Origin of the sequence: Cognaticolwellia aestuarii (genome assembly GCF_002000025.1) — a bacterium.
Lineage (GTDB): Bacteria > Pseudomonadota > Gammaproteobacteria > Enterobacterales > Alteromonadaceae > Cognaticolwellia > Cognaticolwellia aestuarii.
Genome location: NZ_MUZV01000010.1, coordinates 46,922 through 64,903, shown reverse-complemented (window position 1 = coordinate 64,903; position 17,982 = coordinate 46,922). Strand labels below are relative to the sequence as shown.

Genomic DNA, 17,982 nt, shown 5'->3' with positions numbered 1-17,982 from the left:
GTCAATAACGAATGTGTAGAAGTTTAGATGTCTAAAGTTCTTGACCGCGCGCCACAAACCGTTTAGATTTGTAGACGTCCAAACATCTAAATAGAAAAGCGTCTATCCTGGAGCAGACATGAGCGAGAAAAAAATTGCCACCATCGCCGTTAGGGCAGGTCTTAATAGTGACCAACAGCACGGCGGTGTGATCCCTGCTATTCACCTCTCAAGTACCTATGCCCTGAAAGGGTTTAATGAAAAGCGCCAGTTTGATTATTCACGAACAGGCAATCCAACACGTGCAACGTTTGCTCAAGCTATTGCTGATTTAGAGCAAGGTGCTGTTGGTATTGTTACCAGTACCGGAATGTCAGCCGTACACCTTATTTGCCAATTGCTATCGGTTGAAGATACGGTGGTCATTCCACATGATTGTTACGGTGGTAGTTTTCGCTTATTTACCCATTTAGCTAAACGTGGACAATTCAACTTAGTGGTTGTTGATCAAAATGATCAAACCGCTTTAGCTCAGGCGCTATCGACTAAGCCTAAACTGGTGCTAATTGAAACGCCAAGTAACCCCTTGTTACGCGTAGTTGATATAGCCAGTATCACAGCACAAGCTCATCAAGCTGGAGCATTAGTCGCAGTTGATAACACCTTTTTGTCACCGGTATTACAGCAACCTTTGCTGCTAGAGGCTGACATTGTTTTTCATTCGACAACGAAATACATCAATGGTCATAGTGATGTAGTTGGCGGAGTTGTGGTAACTAAAGAGCAAGCACTGGGAGAAGAGCTTGCTTGGTGGGCAAATTGTATTGGTATTACTGGCTCAGCTTTCGACAGTTACTTAGCGTTAAGAGGCTTAAAAACTTTACCAATACGGATGAAACAGCATCAAATAAATGCCAATGCTGTAGCGCAATTTCTTGTTCAGCATGATGCCGTTGATCAGGTATATTTTCCAGGTTTAGCCGATCACCCTCAGCATGAATTGGCGAAGCAGCAACAAAATGATTTTGGTGCCATGATGAGTTTCGAAATCAAAGGCGGAGTTGCAGCGGTTAAAACTCTGTTTGCACACTTGCAATTATTCACCTTGGCGCAATCTTTAGGTGGTGTCGAGAGTTTAATCAGTCACCCATCAACCATGACGCACGCCGGTATGGCCGTTGAAGCACAACTCGTTGCCGGTATTTCAGCATCGTTAGTGCGACTTTCTGTTGGTATTGAAGATATTGCAGATATTTTGGCTGACCTTAGTCAAGCATTAGATGCCAGTCAGCAGTAGCTTAAGTTATGTGTTTGTGCATTTTAAATGAACATACAAGTTGTTAATAGAGCTGAAAAGCTCATTGTCCTTTGGTAATGAAATGATAGAGTCAAATGTAGCGGTCAAGCTTACGCCGTCAAAAAATCAGTTAGCAAAAACTGCCAGTAACGTGCATAAATTTGGTGGCAGTAGTTTAGCTACAACCGCTTGTATTGAAAGAGTTATTGAAATTATCAGTCAGCATTGCCAGCTAAACGACATTGTTGTTGTTTCAGCTAATGGTGACACAACGGATGCGCTTTTTAATCTATATCAGTTGGCGGTTGAGTTTGTTGAATCAGTTAATGAGCAGCAGGAAAACCCAATACAAGGCCATGATAACGAGCTAGTAAAATCATTTCGCCAATCATTAGATGCCGCCTTAGCAGAATTGCAAAGCTTGCAAGCTAGCTTAATCAGTTCATTGCTCAATGTTGGTAGTGCAGTCAAGCTCACCGCAATGTTATCAGCTGATATCGCTTTGATAGCAGAGCAATTAGTAACTTGTCCCAGAGCTTTTCAAAATGACTTACTAGCTTTTGGTGAAGTGTGGTCAGCGCGTTTATTAGCGGCAGTATTAAGTGAACGAGTTTGCCCAAGTTACACGGTAGACGCTAGAGACTTTTTGTTATTGGCAGATGAAAAAAGTTGCGCTATTGATTATAACCAAAGCAAAAAGCAATTTTTAGCTTATCAACAGCCAGGGAAGTTAGTGGTAGTTACCGGTTATATTGCGCGTGATCTGCAACAAAATACTTGTACCTTGGGACGTAATGGTAGTGATTATTCAGCGACTATCATGTCAGCATTGGTGGGGGCTCGCAATGTTACACTTTGGACGGATGTTGACGGTATTTATAGTGCTGATCCTCGAGTTGTACCACAAGCCAGAAAACTACACCGTTTACCGAATGCAGTGGCTAACGAACTTGGCCGTTTGGGTAATCCGGTATTGCATGAAAAAACTTTACAGCCATTAACACATCATAATAGTCACCTGCATGTTGCGAGTAGTTTTGCCCCAGAGGTTAGCGGTACTGAAATAGGCAAGTTTGGTCAAATAGCGAAACAAGAATTGTCCGTTACCCATTTAAATGATTTGATTCTCGCGCACTCAGTCAGCTTGCAAGGGCTGTCAGGTCAAAAGGCGGCTGAAGAGTTTTCGCCGGTTTGTTATAACTTAACCGAAGGCTATTTAGTGATAACGCAGGCGCAGCAAAAAGCCCTTAGCCAATGGTTGGCGAGTCAAGGTAATCAAGTATCGTTTACGCCCGTTGCTATTATTGCCGTTGTTGGTTATCAGGTGGCAAAGCAAGGCGATATGCGGGCTAGATTCAAAAGAGCATTACGACATCAGCGCACGTTGCACTTTGTTCAGGCAGAAAATAAGCATAGTTATATTGCGGTATTACCTGAGCCTTGTACCAGCGAATGGCTTAACAATATCCATGCAGACATGACCAAAGATGCCCGCAATATTGGACTAGTGGTTGCTGGCATTGGCAATATCGGTCAACGATTTTTAGCAATGCTGCCTAAACAACTAGCGCGGTTATCGGTCTTAGAAAATGTTCATTTAGTAGCATTAGTTGGAGCGACTAAAGCGCTGATCAATACCGACGGTATTGATGTGAACCATGCAATTACCCGTTATCAACAACAAGCAAAAGCTTATGAAAGTGCTGAGCTAGTCGAATGGTTAAATAATCATCCTTATGATGAATTAATCGTGGTTGATATCACACCCAGTGAAGATTTCAGTGAATTGTATCAGCAGTTTTTTAGCCAAGGAATTCACGTTATTGGCGCAAATAAATGGGCCGCGTCATCACCAACAGAAAATTATCAACAATTGTTAAGTACGGCCAAACAGCATAATAGCTTATGGCTTGGAAATACCACGGTTGGTGCCGGGTTACCGATTAACGCGACGATTGCTGAGTTGATCAACAGCGGTGATGTTATTACCGAAATATCAGGTATATTTTCTGGCACATTGTCTTGGTTATTTCAATATTATGATGGTGAGACACCATTTTCATCCCTGTTATCAGATGCATTAACCCAAGGTTTAACAGAGCCTGATCCTCGTGAAGATTTATCCGGCAGAGATGTACAACGAAAGTTACTTATTTTGGCGAGAATGGCAGGCTTTGAATTATCGTTAGCTGATATAGGTTGCCAAAGTTTAGTGCCGGAAGTGCTGCGCGATATTCCACTCGCTGAGTTTTTTCAACGCACCAATGAGCTTGATGAGTTATTTCTGCAGCGCTTAAACCGAGCAAAAGCACAGCAATGTGGCATACGCTATGTTGCACGCTTTGCTAATGAAAATGGCAAGATTAGTGCAAAAGTGAGTTTGGAAGAACTCGCCAATGATGATGCTTTTACTCAGTTAACACCGTGCGATAATGTTTTTCAGATCAAGAGTGAGTGGTATCAAGAAAACCCATTAATTATTCGTGGCCCAGGAGCCGGGCGTGATGTTACTGCTGGTGGTATTCATGCTGATTTGGTGACTATTTGTCAGCAACTGAATCATCGTAAGCAGCAGGTAAAACTTAAAGGTATAAATTAGTTTATCAAGCTAAATTAGGCAGAGAAATTAAGCTTTGGCGCGACTACAGTAACGCGCCAAATGCTCTAAGTTAGTTTGTGACTTTTACCTGCGAACTTTTATAAATCAAAATCAACGCTATAGCTGATGACAAAGTTTAAATCACCGTCAGCGCCATCAATATCTGTATCTGATACAGCAAAGGTAAAACCATTTTTACTCAGGCTTACGCCGTAATCAATATAATCACCGCCGGCGTCGAAATCGTAACTACCAACATGCAGTGCTAGCTCTAAACCTTCAGACACTTCAAAGGCAGCATCGGCAGAAATATACGTGTCATCACCAAAGTCACCGCCACCATCTGAGTCAACTAAAGTATTGTAGGTAATTGAGTAAGCGTCGTATGACAGTGAAAAGTTGATTTCACTAAAGTCAGCATCAGCATCGTTATCATATGCGTAATAAATATAACCTACGCTGTAACCTATACCGTTATCTAACTCGTTGGCATAGGCGGCATAAACATCAAGTTCATAAGTCATGTTCTCAGCCCAATCGGCATTTGATGCCCAAGTACCTACTGAAAAGCCTGAAGCATTTTCATAATCAATACCGCCAGATACTGCTGCTGAATTGGTGGTTTGTGTAACACCACGCCACAAGTAATTGTTTGAGGCTGCTGCATTTGCCGATAAACCTTCAACCGCGTGTGCTGAGGTTGCTGTTAACGCTGAAGTCATTAATATCATTGAGAGAGATAGAGATATAATTGATTTTTTCATCTTGAGTCCACTAAGTTTTTATAATTGCTAATAACATTGCAAAGACAATGCCTTAGTCGAATTTAATTTTTAAAGTGTTTTTTATCAGAGGTTTAGAGTAGATTTTTATGTTTTATATCATTTTTTTAAACTGTGCTTGTACTGTGTTGGTGCAAAAATAACGTTTTATGTACAAAAAAAGTGCAAATGTTGCTATGTAGAATTAAAAATAAAAAGGACATATATGGACGCTTCCTTGATGTCAAAAATTAAAAAAATTAAAAGGGCACCCATCCAAACCCATCTCAAATTGAACTAACCTCGTTTGAAATGAGTGTCATCGTAATCCACCTAAAGCCTAAGAAATACGATTCAAGCATTTTCATCAGTTGTGAAGATCCACTGATTTAACAGAATGGCTAATTTTATTACTTTTAATCTCCATTTTTGTCGCTGATCTCAGTCGCAAAATTCGTGTAATTAAGTTAAAGTAGCGCAAATTTTGTCAAGGTTCTTACTATGTCTGATTTTTTAATTGCTCCATCAATTTTATCTGCTGACTTTGCGCGTTTGGGCGAAGATGTAGCAAACGTTCTTAGCGCTGGCGCTGATGTTGTTCATTTTGATGTTATGGATAACCATTTTGTACCTAACCTTACTTTTGGCTCGATGATATGTAAATCATTACGAGACTACGGTATAACAGCACCTATTGATGTGCATTTAATGGTGAAACCTGTTGATAGCCTTATTCCTGATTTTGCTAAAGCAGGCGCAGATATTATTACTTTTCATCCTGAAGCCAGTGATCATATCGACAGAACCTTGCAGTTAATTAAAGATAATGGTTGCAAGGCCGGTTTAGTATTAAACCCAGCAACACCGTTGCACGTGTTAGATTTTGTGATGGATAAACTTGACGTAATTTTACTTATGTCGGTTAATCCTGGCTTTGGTGGGCAGTCTTTTATTCCTACTACGTTAGACAAGTTGCGTTTAGTACGTGAGAAAATTGATGCCAGTGGTTTTGATATTCGTTTGCAAGTTGATGGTGGTGTTAAGGCTGACAACATCGCAGATATTGCAAAAGCGGGTGCAGATATGTTTGTTGCCGGCTCAGCTATTTTCTCAAAGCCTGACTATAAAATTGCTATTGATGAAATGCGTGCTGAATTAGCGACTGTAAAATAATAAACAGCTAATAGCGCTGTTAAGTAATAGATTAAATAATTCAAAGAATTAAAGGATAAAAAATGAGTAAACCTATTGTATTAAGTGGCTGCCAGCCATCAGGTGAGTTAACTATTGGTAATTACCTTGGTGCGTTAAAGCAATGGGTAAGCATGCAAGACAGTCACGAGTGTTATTATATGCTGGTTGATCAACATGCGATTACAGTTCGTCCAGATCCAGAAGCGTTACGTAAAGCAACACTTGATGGTTTAGCCTTGTATTTAGCCTGTGGTGTTGACCCAGAAAAAAGCACTATTTTTATCCAGTCGCATGTACCAGAACACGCACAATTGAGCTGGGTATTAAATTGCTACACTCAAATGGGTGAGCTTAACAGAATGACGCAATATAAAGATAAGTCGTCAAAATCTGAAGCTAACATGAACTCTGGCTTGTTTACTTACCCAGTATTAATGGCGGCTGATATTTTATTATATGGTGCCAACAAAGTGCCTGTTGGTGACGATCAAAAACAACATTTAGAATTAGCACGTGATATTGCAACGCGTTTTAATAACCTACACGGCGAAACCTTTAAAGTACCAGAGCCTTATATTCCAGAGTTTGGTGCCCGTGTAATGAGCCTATTAGAGCCAACAAAGAAAATGTCTAAGTCTGATACTAATCCAGGTAACTTTATTGGTTTGTTAGAAGACACCAAGAAAATTACTAAGAAAATTAAACGTGCAGTAACTGACTCTGACGAGCAGGCCAATATTTATTTTGATATTGCTGAAAAACCAGGTGTGTCTAATTTATTATCATTATTATCGTGCACTACGGGTAAAACGGTTGAAGAGCTTGTACCTGAATATGAAGATAAAATGTATGGTCACTTGAAAGGTGATGTTGCTGAAGCTGTTGTAGCTTTACTTGCACCTATTCAAGAGCGTTTTCACCAGTATCGTAATGACCAAGCATACTTAGACGAAGTCATGCGCAAAGGTGCTGAAAAAGCTTCTGCTCGCGCAAGTAAGTTACTTGCTGAGGTATACCAAGCAGTAGGTTTTATTGCTAAGCCTTAAACTTTGACTGTTGTGATTTACGCATAGCTTGATGGGACAGTAAGTAGAAAAAAAGCCTGAATTAATTCAGGCTTTTTTGTGTCTAATGGTTGGTCCGCTTGGGCTATTCTTTGCTATCTTCTTCAGCTTGCTTTGTTACTTTGTCAAATAATTTAGCACTATCGCTAACAAAGCGTTCAACATTGCTGCTAGGTGCAAACAAAAAGGCTGGCGACATTATTTTTGTATTAAATTGTGGTCGAGGGTTAAAGTCTGGTTGTTTACTCATCTGTATGATCAAGCTGCCGCCAAATAATAGCAACACTAAACATAATGATACGAGATTTCTACGACGTAAGGTCATATGAAAACCAACATAGCAGTTGAGCCAAAACAAGCAAAATGCCAACAATAAAGGAATGATGGCAATGATCCACACCATTGAAAAGTTGCTTGAGGTGTTAAAGTGCACAATGTTTTCAAAAATATCGCTGAACCACATTAAGTTAAAAAATATAAAGCTAATGCCCACTTGGGTCCAGAAACGTGCGTCATGCTTGGTTAAATGTGAAACCAACGCTAAGCCAGCAGGCCATAAAGCAAAAGCAAATGTTAAGCCGATAGTTGGCACTATCATTTGGGTTAGTGTGACTTCGTTGACATTACCTAAATCAATAATCCAGCCGGCAATAAAGGCAAATAAACTTATGTTTAATGCCAGTGCTAATGGGTGGCGAGCTAAATTTATTAAGCTTTCAAATGGGCTGATAGCAATACTTTCGTCAACCGGGTGGCTTGGAAAAACAAGGCGAACTTGGCTTTTACCTATGGTAATAATATCGCCAGACTTCACTTGATGCTGAATAATGTTTTCTTTGCTGTTCTCGAGGTAGCTGCCATTAATTGAGCCTTGATCACTAACAAACCAGTGCTCGCCGTTAAATTGTAAGTGTAAGTGGTCAGCACAAACATGAGGATCACTAATAATTATGTCGTTGTCGTAACCTCGGCCAATACTAATGCTGTCTGCGGCAAACTTGTGGCGGCCTAATAGTTTGTGGCCATGACTGATTTCTTCAATAATTATTTCCATGAAACCGACTCCATAAATTTAGCCAGAAAAGCCAATGAGGTTTCTTGTGCTACACCCGAAATAGTGAAATGGCTCAGCAATGCATATTGTTCATGATCAACCGATATTGCGATGTACAGAACATCGTAGAGGTCAGGAAAGTCTTTATAAGCACGAGTACAAAATGCTGCTTTATTTCTGATATTACTGGTATCTGGCATAACAATGTCATGATGGCATTGATATTCAGTAACATCATCTTTGCCAGCTTGGTTACCCGGTGATACACGGTCTAGCTGGCGTTGAAAAATATGGTAGAACTTAGTGCTGCTAATTTTACTTGATTCCATGTAACGATATTCCATTTCGAGCGAACCGGTAAAAAAGTCGGAAGAAATATAGGTATTCTCGTCTAAGTCACAATTGGCAACGGCTGCCATAATTTGAGCATCAGCTTTATCTGAGTTTGACTCACCCCAACAACGTACAAAAGGTACATCAATAGTTGGAATTAAACCTCTACCCAATTGTTTTAATTGCCAGTCGCTGTTCATTATGGTGCTGATCAACTTGCTTTGGTTTTGCATCAGTTGTGCAGCCATTTGTTGTTCAATGCTTTCTGGTGGGCTAGTTTTATAGTTTAGGTAGAGGGTGAGTAGCTTGTCATGAGGTACTAAAAAGCCAATTTGATTACCTGATGTAGCAACGTTAATACCGACTACTTCGGTATTTTTGTTAACTACTGGGCCACCACTCATACCTGAGTTTACTGAGCCAGTAAAGTGGATGCGGTCATTAAAGGATTCATTTTTTAAGCCGTTGTATGTACCAGGTACTACAATCATACCTAAATCATGTGGGTTACCTAACGAGTAAAGCTCTTCACCTTTTGTTGGCGCTTGCTGAGCAATCTCAAAATAAGGCATTACACTAGTTACCTGGCGTTGTACAATCGCTAAGTCATTAATAACATCAACACTTTTAAGCTCTAGCTGAGCTTTATTACCTTGGTTATCTATATATTCGATAGTGTATTTATGTGGATGGCGAGCATAACCTGAAATAACATGATAATTAGTGGCGATAAGGCCGTCACTGCTAATTTGAAAGCCCGAACCAATCGATGATTTCTCACCGCTAGCTTTGTCGATTAAACGAATTTGATAAAGTGAAGGGGCCAGTTGTTTAAAAATCTCTTCGGCCTGCTCAACTGCGTAACTTAACGTGCTAAAGCCTATAAGTAGCAGAGCAAAAATAACTCTCATTGCATATCCTTTTTTATTATTACTTAGCTATTGTGCCAGTGTAATCTAATTTGTCATCTTTTATCCGTCAATAAGCCGACTTTATCTACCACATACTGCTGATATTATCTGCTTGATATAAGCGATTTGACCTAGAAAGTATTTTACTATGCCAGCATGACGAAAATAATCAGAGTATACAAAAGTGAGATCGTTCAAAGAATCCAGCAGTATTTTAAGGCCTAATAAGCTCTAACACTGAGTTAGATCAAAATAGCATCGAAATGATGATTTATTATGTTGTTGCATGTGGTGTATTCTAGTATCATCAAATGATAATTATTATCGTTTAAAGGTCTTGTTATGACTTTATCAGAATTAGCCGTTAATCAGTCGGCACGTATTAGCTATTTACCAACAAATTTTGATTTAAGTGCCCAGCTTATCGAGCAAGGCTTCGCATTGAAAAGCGAAATATCTCTGGCGCATAAAGCGCCATTCAACGGCCCGCTTGCTTTCCACTTACATGGTACAAAAATGTGTTTGCCGGTGGCAATTGCCAAGCAAATTAAAATTGAGTTATTAACCGAATGATCGAACAAAACTTTGCTCTAGTTGGCTTTGCTAATGCAGGAAAAAGCACGCTATTTAATGCCTTAGCAGGGGCGAAACAAAAAACTGGCAACTGGACCGGTGTGACGGTTGCAGCAAAAAAACAACAATGTCAGCTAAACGGTAAACTGACATTACTCTCCGACTTACCAGGCATTAGCTCATTAGCTCAGCGTAATCAGCAAAGTAAAGACCTTTCTATTAGCCAAGATTTCCTTCGTGAAAATAGTATTGATTGTTTAATTAACGTTATTGATGCCACACAACTGAAACGACAATTATATTTAACCACTCAATTACTTGAGCTTGGTATACCTATGATTGTTGTGCTTAATAAGGTTGACCGTAAAGAAGCATCAAACATCGACTTAAAAAAATTGTCGGACAAATTAGGCTGCCCTGTTGTTGCTGAAAACAGTATTGGTAAAAATGCAGGTGAGGCAATTAAGGCGGCGTTAAAAAACCTACCTAAGCCCAGCGCTAAGCAACACTTATTAACCTTACCTGTTGAACTTACTGGCTATGAAGGCATGCCTTTAGCATTAGAGCGCCAAGCTTGCGGTAAAAGTGAGTCGTGTCAATCAGGCGACAAAAAAGCTATGGCTGTGATGCAGGCAAGGTATGACTTTATTCATCAATTACTGGCTGAAGTTATTACTGAACCAACAACTAACAGTAGGTTTAGTGATAAATTAGATCACTGGATGCTACACCCTGTGCTGGGTGTACCGATCTTTTTAGTGATGATGTATTTGTTATTTATGTTCGCAATTAATATTGGTAGTGCGTTTATCGACTTTTTCGATATTTTAGCTGGGGCAATATTTGTTGACTATCCGTTACATTTTTTAAGCAGTTTTAACTTACCTGCTTGGCTTACCACCATCTTAAGTGGTATTGGTTTAGGTATTCAAACGGTTGCGACATTCATTCCTGTAATTGCCTGCCTGTTTATTGGTTTGTCATTGTTGGAAAGCAGTGGTTACTTAGCTAGAGCAGCATTTGTTGTTGATACGGCAATGCAAAAAATCGGCTTGCCGGGCAAAGCTTTTGTTCCCTTGATCGTTGGCTTTGGTTGCACAGTTCCAGCGGTTATGTCTGCACGAATTTTGGATAATGAACGTGAACGTATTACGACGGTGATGATGTCGCCGTTTATGTCATGTGGAGCACGCTTACCGGTTTATGCTTTATTTGCCGCGGCGTTTTTCCCCGAATCAGGGCAGAACTTGGTTTTCTTGCTGTACCTTATTGGTATTGCGGCAGCATTATTTACCGGTTTACTACTTAAGAAAACCATATTAATGGGTAAAAACTCTATTAATATTATGGAATTGCCTTTATATGAATGGCCGAAACCAGCCTATTTATTTAAGCGCGTATGGCAACGTACTCGTTCATTTGTTCTTGGGGCCGGTAAAACCATCGTTGTTGTAGTGTGTATTCTAAACTTCTTTAACTCTTTGGGTACTGATGGTGAATTTGGTCATCACGATAGCCAAGACTCTTTACTGAGCAAGAGCGCCCAAGTGGTTACGCCATTACTCGCTCCTATGGGAGTCAAAGAAGATAATTGGCAAGCGAGTGTGGGAATTATAACCGGATTATTTGCTAAAGAAGCCTTGGTTGCTACGTTTAATAGTTTGTATTCGCCAGCATCAGAAGAGCCAACAGAGCCAGATTCAATGCAAGACTTATGGCAGCAAGCCATAGAAAGTATTGGTGATAACATGCAAGGCATTGAGGCTGACGACCCGCTAGGTACAGATATTGGTGATGTCTCTAGCGTCGAAATTGCAGCACAAGAACAAGGTGTTGCTGAAAGTACGATTACGATTATGCAAGCGGCCTTTGCTGGCAAAATAGGTGCATTTTGTTACTTATTATTCATTTTACTTTATACGCCATGTGCTGCAGCAATGGGAGCAATTAAAAATGAAGTAGGCACACGTTGGGCTGTTTTTGCAGCTTTGTGGAGCTTTACTTTAGCTTACTTAGCGGCAGCAGCATGTTACCAAATAGCGGTATTTTCAACGCAACCGCTTGATTCATTGCTCAGCCTAAGTTTAGTTTTTGCGGTATTTTTTAGTATCTATTACGGGTTAAAGCGTGCAGGTAGTAAAATATTAACAATTCCTACTCTAGTCACTTATCGCTAATGCAATTTATTAAGTGTTTTTGTGTTAAGGTTTCTTGTTAAGTTACCGTTAAATAAATGATAAATTTAAAATTATCTGTTTTCTAATAACATAAGAAAAGGGTGTTTACATTATGGATCATGCGCAAGTTAAGCGTTACTTACTCGATAAAATTGAAGCTTGTATCTACCACCCTTTTGGCCCTGATGTTAGTGTCTTTAAAGTGAAAAATAAAATGTTCGCAACTTTATCTTTAGGTAAGGGTAATGAAAAAGGTACTAACGGCAAAATGGCAGGGCACTATTGTATTAACTTAAAATGTGACCGCGATGAGGCTGTAATTCTGCGTGATATTTTTCCAGCTATTATACCTGGCTACCATATGAATAAATCACAGTGGAATACGGTAATCTTAGATGGCTCAATTCCACAAGGCGAAATTGAGCGCATGATTGATAATTCTTACCTATTGGTGGTGAGTAAACTGCCGAAGAAAGAACAAGAGTCAATTTTGCTACATTTATAGCTATTTCTTAATGCTCTAAATAGCCATTATTGATTGTTGTTAGGCCTACTTTAGCTATATCGCTATATTTATAATATTTTAGTTATATAACCCTGGTTGAGCAAACATTACCATTCTGATTTTTCTAGGTTTTTATTTTTATTATTTAACCGTTGATGCGATGTTTGTAAGTTAATAGCATCAATAAATATCAAACTAAAACATGCGGTTGTTGAATAGATAATGACTTTTAATAATAAAAATGATTGATAACGGTAACTGCAGAAACAGCAAAAGCTAGACAAACTAAATATACATCATTAAATGGTATACCTTTTAGGGCTAACGAAAAATTACTAAACTAAGCCTATGAATACCGTGGCAGCAATTATATATGGAATGTGCGTAAAAACTCCTATTTTTGTATGTCAACCAACCAGCCAGTCGCCAAAATATCGGCATTAAATGAGAAAAATCAAGACATCACATCGCCAGCAAACTACTTAGTGTTATTCTATGATTAAACTAGAGTGTTGGGGTCGTCTTCACTTCGATAAGGCGCATCCTAATAAAGAAAAATTTGAAGTAAAATAGCTACATTAAATACTCTGCTAGTGCAGAATTATCAGCTAAATATAAAATATATTTGAAATTTAAAAGAAACTTCAAAAACTAGTGCTACTATAATAACAAAGAAAAAATTAAATATTAACTATACAAGATTAACTATGCTTGTAGTGGTTGAGTGATAGACAGGAGTCTTGATTACCTCAAAATGGATGTATACGGCTTCCTTAGATCTAATCAAAAAATATCATGCAAGTATTAATGAGTAAGCAGTAAGGCTAGTAATTTTATGGTGCTATAAAATACTAAAGAACAAATGTATAGCATTAAGGGTTGCTTGCATCACAATCAATGTTAGTTAGTTTATTGGTTGTTTTTTACTAGACACTGTTAGTGCTGCAACTGTAGTTATACGACAAGGTTGTTAGCAATTATGTTAATAATGCTTGTGCTAATGGCAATAAAATTATTAATGGAGTTGAGGTTAAGCCATTGAAGAAGAATTCACTTGTAACATTGTTGTTATTCACGGCTGTATTTTCAGCATTGAGTATTATCTATTTTGGTGTAGTACCGCTTTTTCAGCAAGAAAGACATCCGGTTGTTATCGCTGTATCAAAATCGCCATTATCAACGCCTTTTTATGTTGCTAAAGCTATTAATGCATTTGACGATACATGTGTTGCCCCTGAATATATTGCGGTTGCAGGCGGACAGCTAGCATTTGAGAAAGTTATGAGTGGCCAGGCTGACTTTGCTACTAGCTCTGATTCCGTTATTGCATTTGAAAGCCTTAAGGCTCGTCCATTTGTGACTCACGCTATGTTTGTACAATCAGACAATGACGTAAAAATTATAACTCGCAAAGCAGATAATATCAGAGCCTTTATCGACTTAAAAGGTAAGCGTATCGGAGTGACTAAGGGCACAGCAAGTGAATATATATTAAGTACCTTACTTGCTATTGAAGGCTTGAGTCTAGGAGATATTGTACTACAAGATTATCCCCCTGAGCACCTAATTGAAGCTTTTAGGCACAATGAAGTTGATGCCATTTTACCGTGGGAGCCCTTCGCATTTCAAACGCTGCAATCGCTTAAAAGTAAAATTAAAATTCATGATACTAAAAGTTTAAGTACCCTGAGTTTTAACTTGGTTTCTCAAACAGCCGAGCAACACTTAGTTGAGCAGGCTGTATGTGTTATTCAAGGTTTACAGAAGGCAATTCATTATATTACTTCATATCCAGAGCAGGCAAAAAGTATAGTGATTACTGAATTAGCTATTTCGACTGACTTTATTGATTGGGTATGGCCTGACTATATTTTTAAGTTATCACTAAATCAGTCGCTTATACTCAATATTAATGCGCAAGCTAATTGGGCGGTAGCGAATCAAATGACATCAGTAAATGTAACCTCGAGTGCAATCAATTTTATTGATAGTAGAGCACTACTTAAGGTTGACCCAGGCGCAGTCAATATATCGCGGTAATTAAGGTTTTGATATGAAGTTAAGCTTACAGCAGCACATTTACTTTTTTATCCTAAGCAGTTGCTTATTTTTTGTAGTACTTGTTAGCAGTATTTTATGGTCAATTCATGTGGTCGATGTTGCCATAGAGCGTGAGCGTTATGCGCATAAAGTTGAAAACCACAGTAATGTATTAAAGCAGTTTATCCGTAGCGAGAATATTTATGCTAAAGATCACAATATCGATCAGTGGTTGTTATTAGAGGCTAAATTTAATGAGCTACTTACGCGAACACCTAGCTTATCGGCTGAGCAAAAAACTATTCAGTACAGTATTGAAAGCCAGAATAAAAATGTACTTAAACTTTTTAATGTTATTCATGAAAATAAATTGAAAAAAGCTGATGATCGAATTAAACAGCATTTAAAATTGAGGCTTATTATGCAACTAGAAGCCATTAGTTCAGATGCAAAACAGTTATTCAATATTGTACAAAAAGATCTCCATCGGGTGATTAAACGTCAAGTAACTTTGGTTTTATCAATTTTATCGTTAAGCCTTATTATTTTGATTTTTGGCGCATTTAAACTAGTAAAAATATTTAGCACTTCACTTAATGAAGTTAAGCTCGCTTTCACTAAAAACCGTTGTGGTAATTATCAAAATATTAAACTATCGAACAAATCTGAAGAATTTGAGAGTATTGCAAATGCTTTTAATGAAATGAACACTGAGCTGAGTGCAACCACAGTTTCTTTGGAGTCAATGAGAAAAATTGTTGCAGAGCGAACGGAAGTGCTAGAGCAACTATCTAAAACTGATCCCTTGACCAAAGTAGCAAACCGTAGGGCTTTGTTTGAAAAAGGTCATGATGAATTTACGCGCTTACAAAGGTCAGGTAGTTCTTTTAGTTTAATCTTACTCGACTGTGATTTATTTAAAGATATAAATGATAAGTATGGACATTTATTTGGTGACGAAGTGTTGCAGCATATCTGTTTTGTGTGCAATGAAGAAATACGTAGCATTGACTTTTTTGCACGTTATGGCGGTGAAGAGTTTATAATTTTATTACCCGAAAGCGAATTAAGTGGTGCAATAGCAACAGCTGAGCGAATTCAATCATCATTAGCTAAGCAAACAATAACTTTAGAAGGTGTGGATGTTTATGTAACATTGAGTATTGGTATTTGCCAGGCTGAAAAGCGGCATGGCTGTTTCGAAGATGTAATTAAAGATGCTGATGCAGCCATGTACAAAGCAAAAGAGAATGGTCGCAATAGGATTGAAGTTTGTCACAACGAGTGATTGACTTTTAGAGTGAATAGCACAAAATTTCGGCACTATGTTAGCCGTGCGATTAGTTATCTATATTGATCTATTTATGTAGCGTCATAATAGGTAATCATGTCGATATTGACCGGTACTATCGGTATGAATGCACATACCGATAGCCGCTATTCTTTTTGGACTCCAAGTTTTATTGCTGTTATCGTCAAATCAACAATGACTACGCTTCGTTAACACCTCTAGAAAATTCCGCTTTTACAGCAGTAGCATCTAGTTTAAGTGCAGTGCTAGCAACATCAGGCTTAGCATAAGCTAAACGTGCGAGTCGTTGGCTTGTGTGATAACTGTCTAAACCTGAAGCCGTAACTGTGTCTAAAGATTCTATATCAATATAACCATCTGCTTGAATAGCCGAACCTTGACAAATAACATGAACAATTTCACCAATAATAAGCTGCGTGTTATTGATAGCTATTGGCATTATTTCCTGTAATTTCACTGCATATTTTAATCGACTTTCTTGAACAAATGGCGCATTGAACCCATCAATATAGTGCTCAGATAAGTTGCAAGTGTCAAATTCACTTTCATGTTCAGGGTAACGAGCTGAGGTTTGATGCGCTGCTTGATAAAAATCAGCACAAACTTGGTTAATCGTATAATGCTGACTTTGCGTAATATTTTCTAGTGTGTGCCTTGAGCCGTTATCGGGTCTCATGATAAAGCCAATGAGTGCCGGTGATGCGCCTAAATGCACAACCGAACTGAATATTGCTAAATTGCTTTGGCCGTCGAGGTTTTGTGTGCCAATAAGGTTGACACTTTTATATCCAGACAAGCTGTTAATAAACCTTGCGCGGTAGCGACTCGACATTTTTGCTAAGTCAGCACTGTCGTAATGTTGATAGTTAATGTTGTTCTCCCTGATATTGTTAGCTTCTATTACTGCATTAAATTGCCATGACACACCAAGCTAAAATTCAGCGATTAATGCATGATGGATATATACGAGCGTTATTATTGATAAGATCTTAACAATCTTATTTTTAGTTTATTTTTAACTTTGGGCGAGCGGTTCCGGTATGGTTAACTTAGCTTATGTGTTGGCTTGGTATAATACGGGGTATTTTTGTATATATCATTTGTTTAAAAAACACACAGCCACAGATGCTATCCAGATTATAGTAGTAAATTTGACGGGAAATATTGCACCAAAAGTTAGTTGATACTGAGTATAAAATCCAGAGTAAACTCTGTGCGAGAAATTCAAAGATAAAGTGTGATAGCAATATGTGTCACAAGATATTGAAATTTGGTGTTTTTTTGAGGTCTAAATTATTTGATCGTTATTGAGATGTGTACTGATAAGCGGTATTAATTTAGTGTATTAAATCCTACAGGCATATGTGAAACGAAGTGATATCAGGGCAATATTGCCAATGAGATTTTAGTGCAATCACTGCATGCGTTAGACGAGATTTATGAAAAAGTACTACATAGCTCAGTAGTACTTTTGCTGTCTTACAGATTACTTTTTAAATCTTCGGGCAGTAAAACCTAGAATACCAAGTGCTAAAATAGCAAGGCTTGTTGGTTCAGGTACCTGTGCGCTTGCCGCTGATGTAATGGCAACATTATCAATTGCCCAATGGTCGTAAGATGAACCACTATTGTCTCTTTGTTGCCATTTGAAGCAGGTAGAGCTCGACAACATAGCGCCATTAATATCAAAGCTAAACTGCTGCCATGAACCGTTGTAATTATTATTGCTTGGATTGAAAGTAAAAATTGTCGTGTAGTTAGTACCATCCACTGAATATGAGAAATCCATTGCTTCACTTAAGCCGTCAGTGTTTTCAAAATAGCTAGTTGATGGTGATTTACCTTGTCTAAAGTAAAAAGAAACACTTTCACCTTGTGTTAAATCAAAGCCAGATGTGTGAGCGAAACGTGAACCTGAACCATTGAAATATCATGCGTTACCATCATAAAACTCAGTAATACCACCACCAAATACACCGCCATTAGAAACAGTCCAGTTAGCTGTTGAGATAGGATCAAAATTATCAGAAAAGATGAGGCCAGCATTGGCAACACTGCTAATAGTGAAAGCTGCACCAATAATTGCAGCCTTTAAGAACTTTATATTCATTTTTAAACTGCTGATTTTTAATGTTTTGTTTTTTTCTGTAATGTTAGTAAAACTATCTGACACATAAGTACTT

General features: G+C 38.4%; 15 protein-coding genes and 1 pseudogene. 9 read left to right on the top strand and 7 right to left on the bottom strand.

What is annotated here, in order from left to right:
• The first annotated feature begins 118 nt into the window (after positions 1 to 118).
• Both metB and metL read left to right on the top strand, forming a co-directional pair.
• The gene (gene metB, locus B0169_RS15100; protein WP_077287299.1) at positions 119 to 1,276 is read left to right on the top strand and encodes a cystathionine gamma-synthase; all 1,158 of its coding nucleotides are present in this window, start codon (positions 119 to 121) and stop codon (positions 1,274 to 1,276) included.
• Positions 1,277 to 1,358: 82 nt separating this feature from the next.
• On the top strand, positions 1,359 to 3,875 hold the full coding sequence (metL, locus tag B0169_RS15095) for a bifunctional aspartate kinase/homoserine dehydrogenase II (RefSeq protein WP_077287297.1): 2,517 nt from the start codon (positions 1,359 to 1,361) through the stop codon (positions 3,873 to 3,875).
• 98 nt (positions 3,876 to 3,973) lie between these two features.
• Here the strand turns inward: metL and B0169_RS15090 are convergent, their stop codons facing one another.
• Positions 3,974 to 4,639: a TorF family putative porin gene (locus tag B0169_RS15090; RefSeq protein WP_077287295.1), complete on the bottom strand. Its 666-nt coding sequence runs from the start codon at positions 4,637 to 4,639 to the stop codon at positions 3,974 to 3,976.
• Positions 4,640 to 5,137: 498 nt separating this feature from the next.
• On the opposite strand from B0169_RS15090, the gene rpe reads away from it, so the two are divergent.
• Together rpe and trpS are read left to right on the top strand one after the other, a co-directional pair.
• Entirely contained in the window at positions 5,138 to 5,809 is a 672-nt protein-coding gene (gene rpe, locus B0169_RS15085) for a ribulose-phosphate 3-epimerase (protein WP_077287293.1), read from the top strand.
• Between the two features lie 62 nt (positions 5,810 to 5,871).
• Positions 5,872 to 6,876, top strand: a complete 1,005-nt coding sequence (gene trpS / locus B0169_RS15080) for a tryptophan--tRNA ligase (protein WP_077287291.1) — start codon at positions 5,872 to 5,874, stop codon at positions 6,874 to 6,876.
• A gap of 103 nt (positions 6,877 to 6,979) precedes the next feature.
• Here trpS and B0169_RS15075 read toward each other — a convergent pair whose 3' ends face one another.
• Both B0169_RS15075 and B0169_RS15070 read right to left on the bottom strand, forming a co-directional pair.
• Positions 6,980 to 7,948, bottom strand: coding sequence for an FHA domain-containing protein (locus B0169_RS15075; protein ID WP_077287289.1), 969 nt, complete (start codon positions 7,946 to 7,948; stop codon positions 6,980 to 6,982).
• Positions 7,939 to 9,192 (bottom strand): S1 family peptidase, encoded by a 1,254-nt coding sequence (locus B0169_RS15070; RefSeq protein ID WP_077287287.1) that lies wholly within the window; start codon positions 9,190 to 9,192, stop codon positions 7,939 to 7,941. Before B0169_RS15070 ends, B0169_RS15075 begins: the two co-directional genes overlap by 10 nt.
• Positions 9,193 to 9,534: 342 nt before the next feature.
• Here B0169_RS15070 and B0169_RS15065 point away from each other — a divergent pair, with 342 nt between their 5' ends.
• The 5 genes from B0169_RS15065 (at position 9,535) to B0169_RS15045 (ending at position 15,775) form a co-directional block, all read left to right on the top strand.
• Positions 9,535 to 9,765, top strand: coding sequence for a FeoA family protein (locus tag B0169_RS15065; RefSeq protein WP_077287285.1), 231 nt, complete (start codon positions 9,535 to 9,537; stop codon positions 9,763 to 9,765).
• Entirely contained in the window at positions 9,762 to 11,942 is a 2,181-nt protein-coding gene (gene feoB / locus B0169_RS15060) for a ferrous iron transport protein B (protein WP_077287283.1), read from the top strand. Before B0169_RS15065 ends, feoB begins: the two co-directional genes overlap by 4 nt.
• 112 nt (positions 11,943 to 12,054) lie before the next feature.
• On the top strand, positions 12,055 to 12,447 hold the full coding sequence (locus tag B0169_RS15055) for an MmcQ/YjbR family DNA-binding protein (RefSeq protein WP_077287282.1): 393 nt from the start codon (positions 12,055 to 12,057) through the stop codon (positions 12,445 to 12,447).
• A gap of 1,038 nt (positions 12,448 to 13,485) precedes the next feature.
• A complete protein-coding gene (locus tag B0169_RS15050) occupies positions 13,486 to 14,487 on the top strand; it encodes an ABC transporter substrate-binding protein (protein ID WP_235838595.1) in 1,002 nt (333 codons plus the stop codon).
• 13 nt (positions 14,488 to 14,500) lie between these two features.
• Positions 14,501 to 15,775, top strand: a complete 1,275-nt coding sequence (locus B0169_RS15045; protein WP_077287278.1) for a GGDEF domain-containing protein — start codon at positions 14,501 to 14,503, stop codon at positions 15,773 to 15,775.
• A gap of 202 nt (positions 15,776 to 15,977) precedes the next feature.
• Here B0169_RS15045 and B0169_RS15040 read toward each other — a convergent pair whose 3' ends face one another.
• The 4 genes and pseudogenes from B0169_RS15040 to B0169_RS15030 all read right to left on the bottom strand — a co-directional run bounded on the left by B0169_RS15040 (position 15,978) and on the right by B0169_RS15030 (position 17,909).
• Entirely contained in the window at positions 15,978 to 16,631 is a 654-nt protein-coding gene (locus tag B0169_RS15040) for a flavin reductase family protein (protein ID WP_077287519.1), read from the bottom strand.
• Between the two features lie 654 nt (positions 16,632 to 17,285).
• A complete protein-coding gene (locus B0169_RS19700; RefSeq protein ID WP_328589028.1) occupies positions 17,286 to 17,384 on the bottom strand; it encodes a PEP-CTERM sorting domain-containing protein in 99 nt (32 codons plus the stop codon).
• A 9-nt stretch (positions 17,385 to 17,393) separates the two neighbouring features.
• Positions 17,394 to 17,717, bottom strand: a pseudogene (locus B0169_RS19695) (hypothetical protein); the annotation flags it as partial.
• Positions 17,718 to 17,729: 12 nt separating this feature from the next.
• The gene (locus tag B0169_RS15030; RefSeq protein ID WP_143323565.1) at positions 17,730 to 17,909 is read right to left on the bottom strand and encodes a hypothetical protein; all 180 of its coding nucleotides are present in this window, start codon (positions 17,907 to 17,909) and stop codon (positions 17,730 to 17,732) included.
• Positions 17,910 to 17,982 lie beyond the last annotated feature (73 nt).

Coding starts and splice junctions, on each gene's coding strand:
- metB (WP_077287299.1), top strand. CDS start 119: ATGAGCGAGAAAAAAATTGCCACCATCGCCGTTAGGGCAGGTCTTAAT.
- metL (WP_077287297.1), top strand. CDS start 1,359: ATGATAGAGTCAAATGTAGCGGTCAAGCTTACGCCGTCAAAAAATCAG.
- B0169_RS15090 (WP_077287295.1), bottom strand. CDS start 4,639: ATGAAAAAATCAATTATATCTCTATCTCTCTCAATGATATTAATGACT.
- rpe (WP_077287293.1), top strand. CDS start 5,138: ATGTCTGATTTTTTAATTGCTCCATCAATTTTATCTGCTGACTTTGCG.
- trpS (WP_077287291.1), top strand. CDS start 5,872: ATGAGTAAACCTATTGTATTAAGTGGCTGCCAGCCATCAGGTGAGTTA.
- B0169_RS15075 (WP_077287289.1), bottom strand. CDS start 7,948: ATGGAAATAATTATTGAAGAAATCAGTCATGGCCACAAACTATTAGGC.
- B0169_RS15070 (WP_077287287.1), bottom strand. CDS start 9,192: ATGAGAGTTATTTTTGCTCTGCTACTTATAGGCTTTAGCACGTTAAGT.
- B0169_RS15065 (WP_077287285.1), top strand. CDS start 9,535: ATGACTTTATCAGAATTAGCCGTTAATCAGTCGGCACGTATTAGCTAT.
- feoB (WP_077287283.1), top strand. CDS start 9,762: ATGATCGAACAAAACTTTGCTCTAGTTGGCTTTGCTAATGCAGGAAAA.
- B0169_RS15055 (WP_077287282.1), top strand. CDS start 12,055: ATGGATCATGCGCAAGTTAAGCGTTACTTACTCGATAAAATTGAAGCT.
- B0169_RS15045 (WP_077287278.1), top strand. CDS start 14,501: ATGAAGTTAAGCTTACAGCAGCACATTTACTTTTTTATCCTAAGCAGT.
- B0169_RS15040 (WP_077287519.1), bottom strand. CDS start 16,631: ATGTCGAGTCGCTACCGCGCAAGGTTTATTAACAGCTTGTCTGGATAT.
- B0169_RS15030 (WP_143323565.1), bottom strand. CDS start 17,909: ATGAATATAAAGTTCTTAAAGGCTGCAATTATTGGTGCAGCTTTCACT.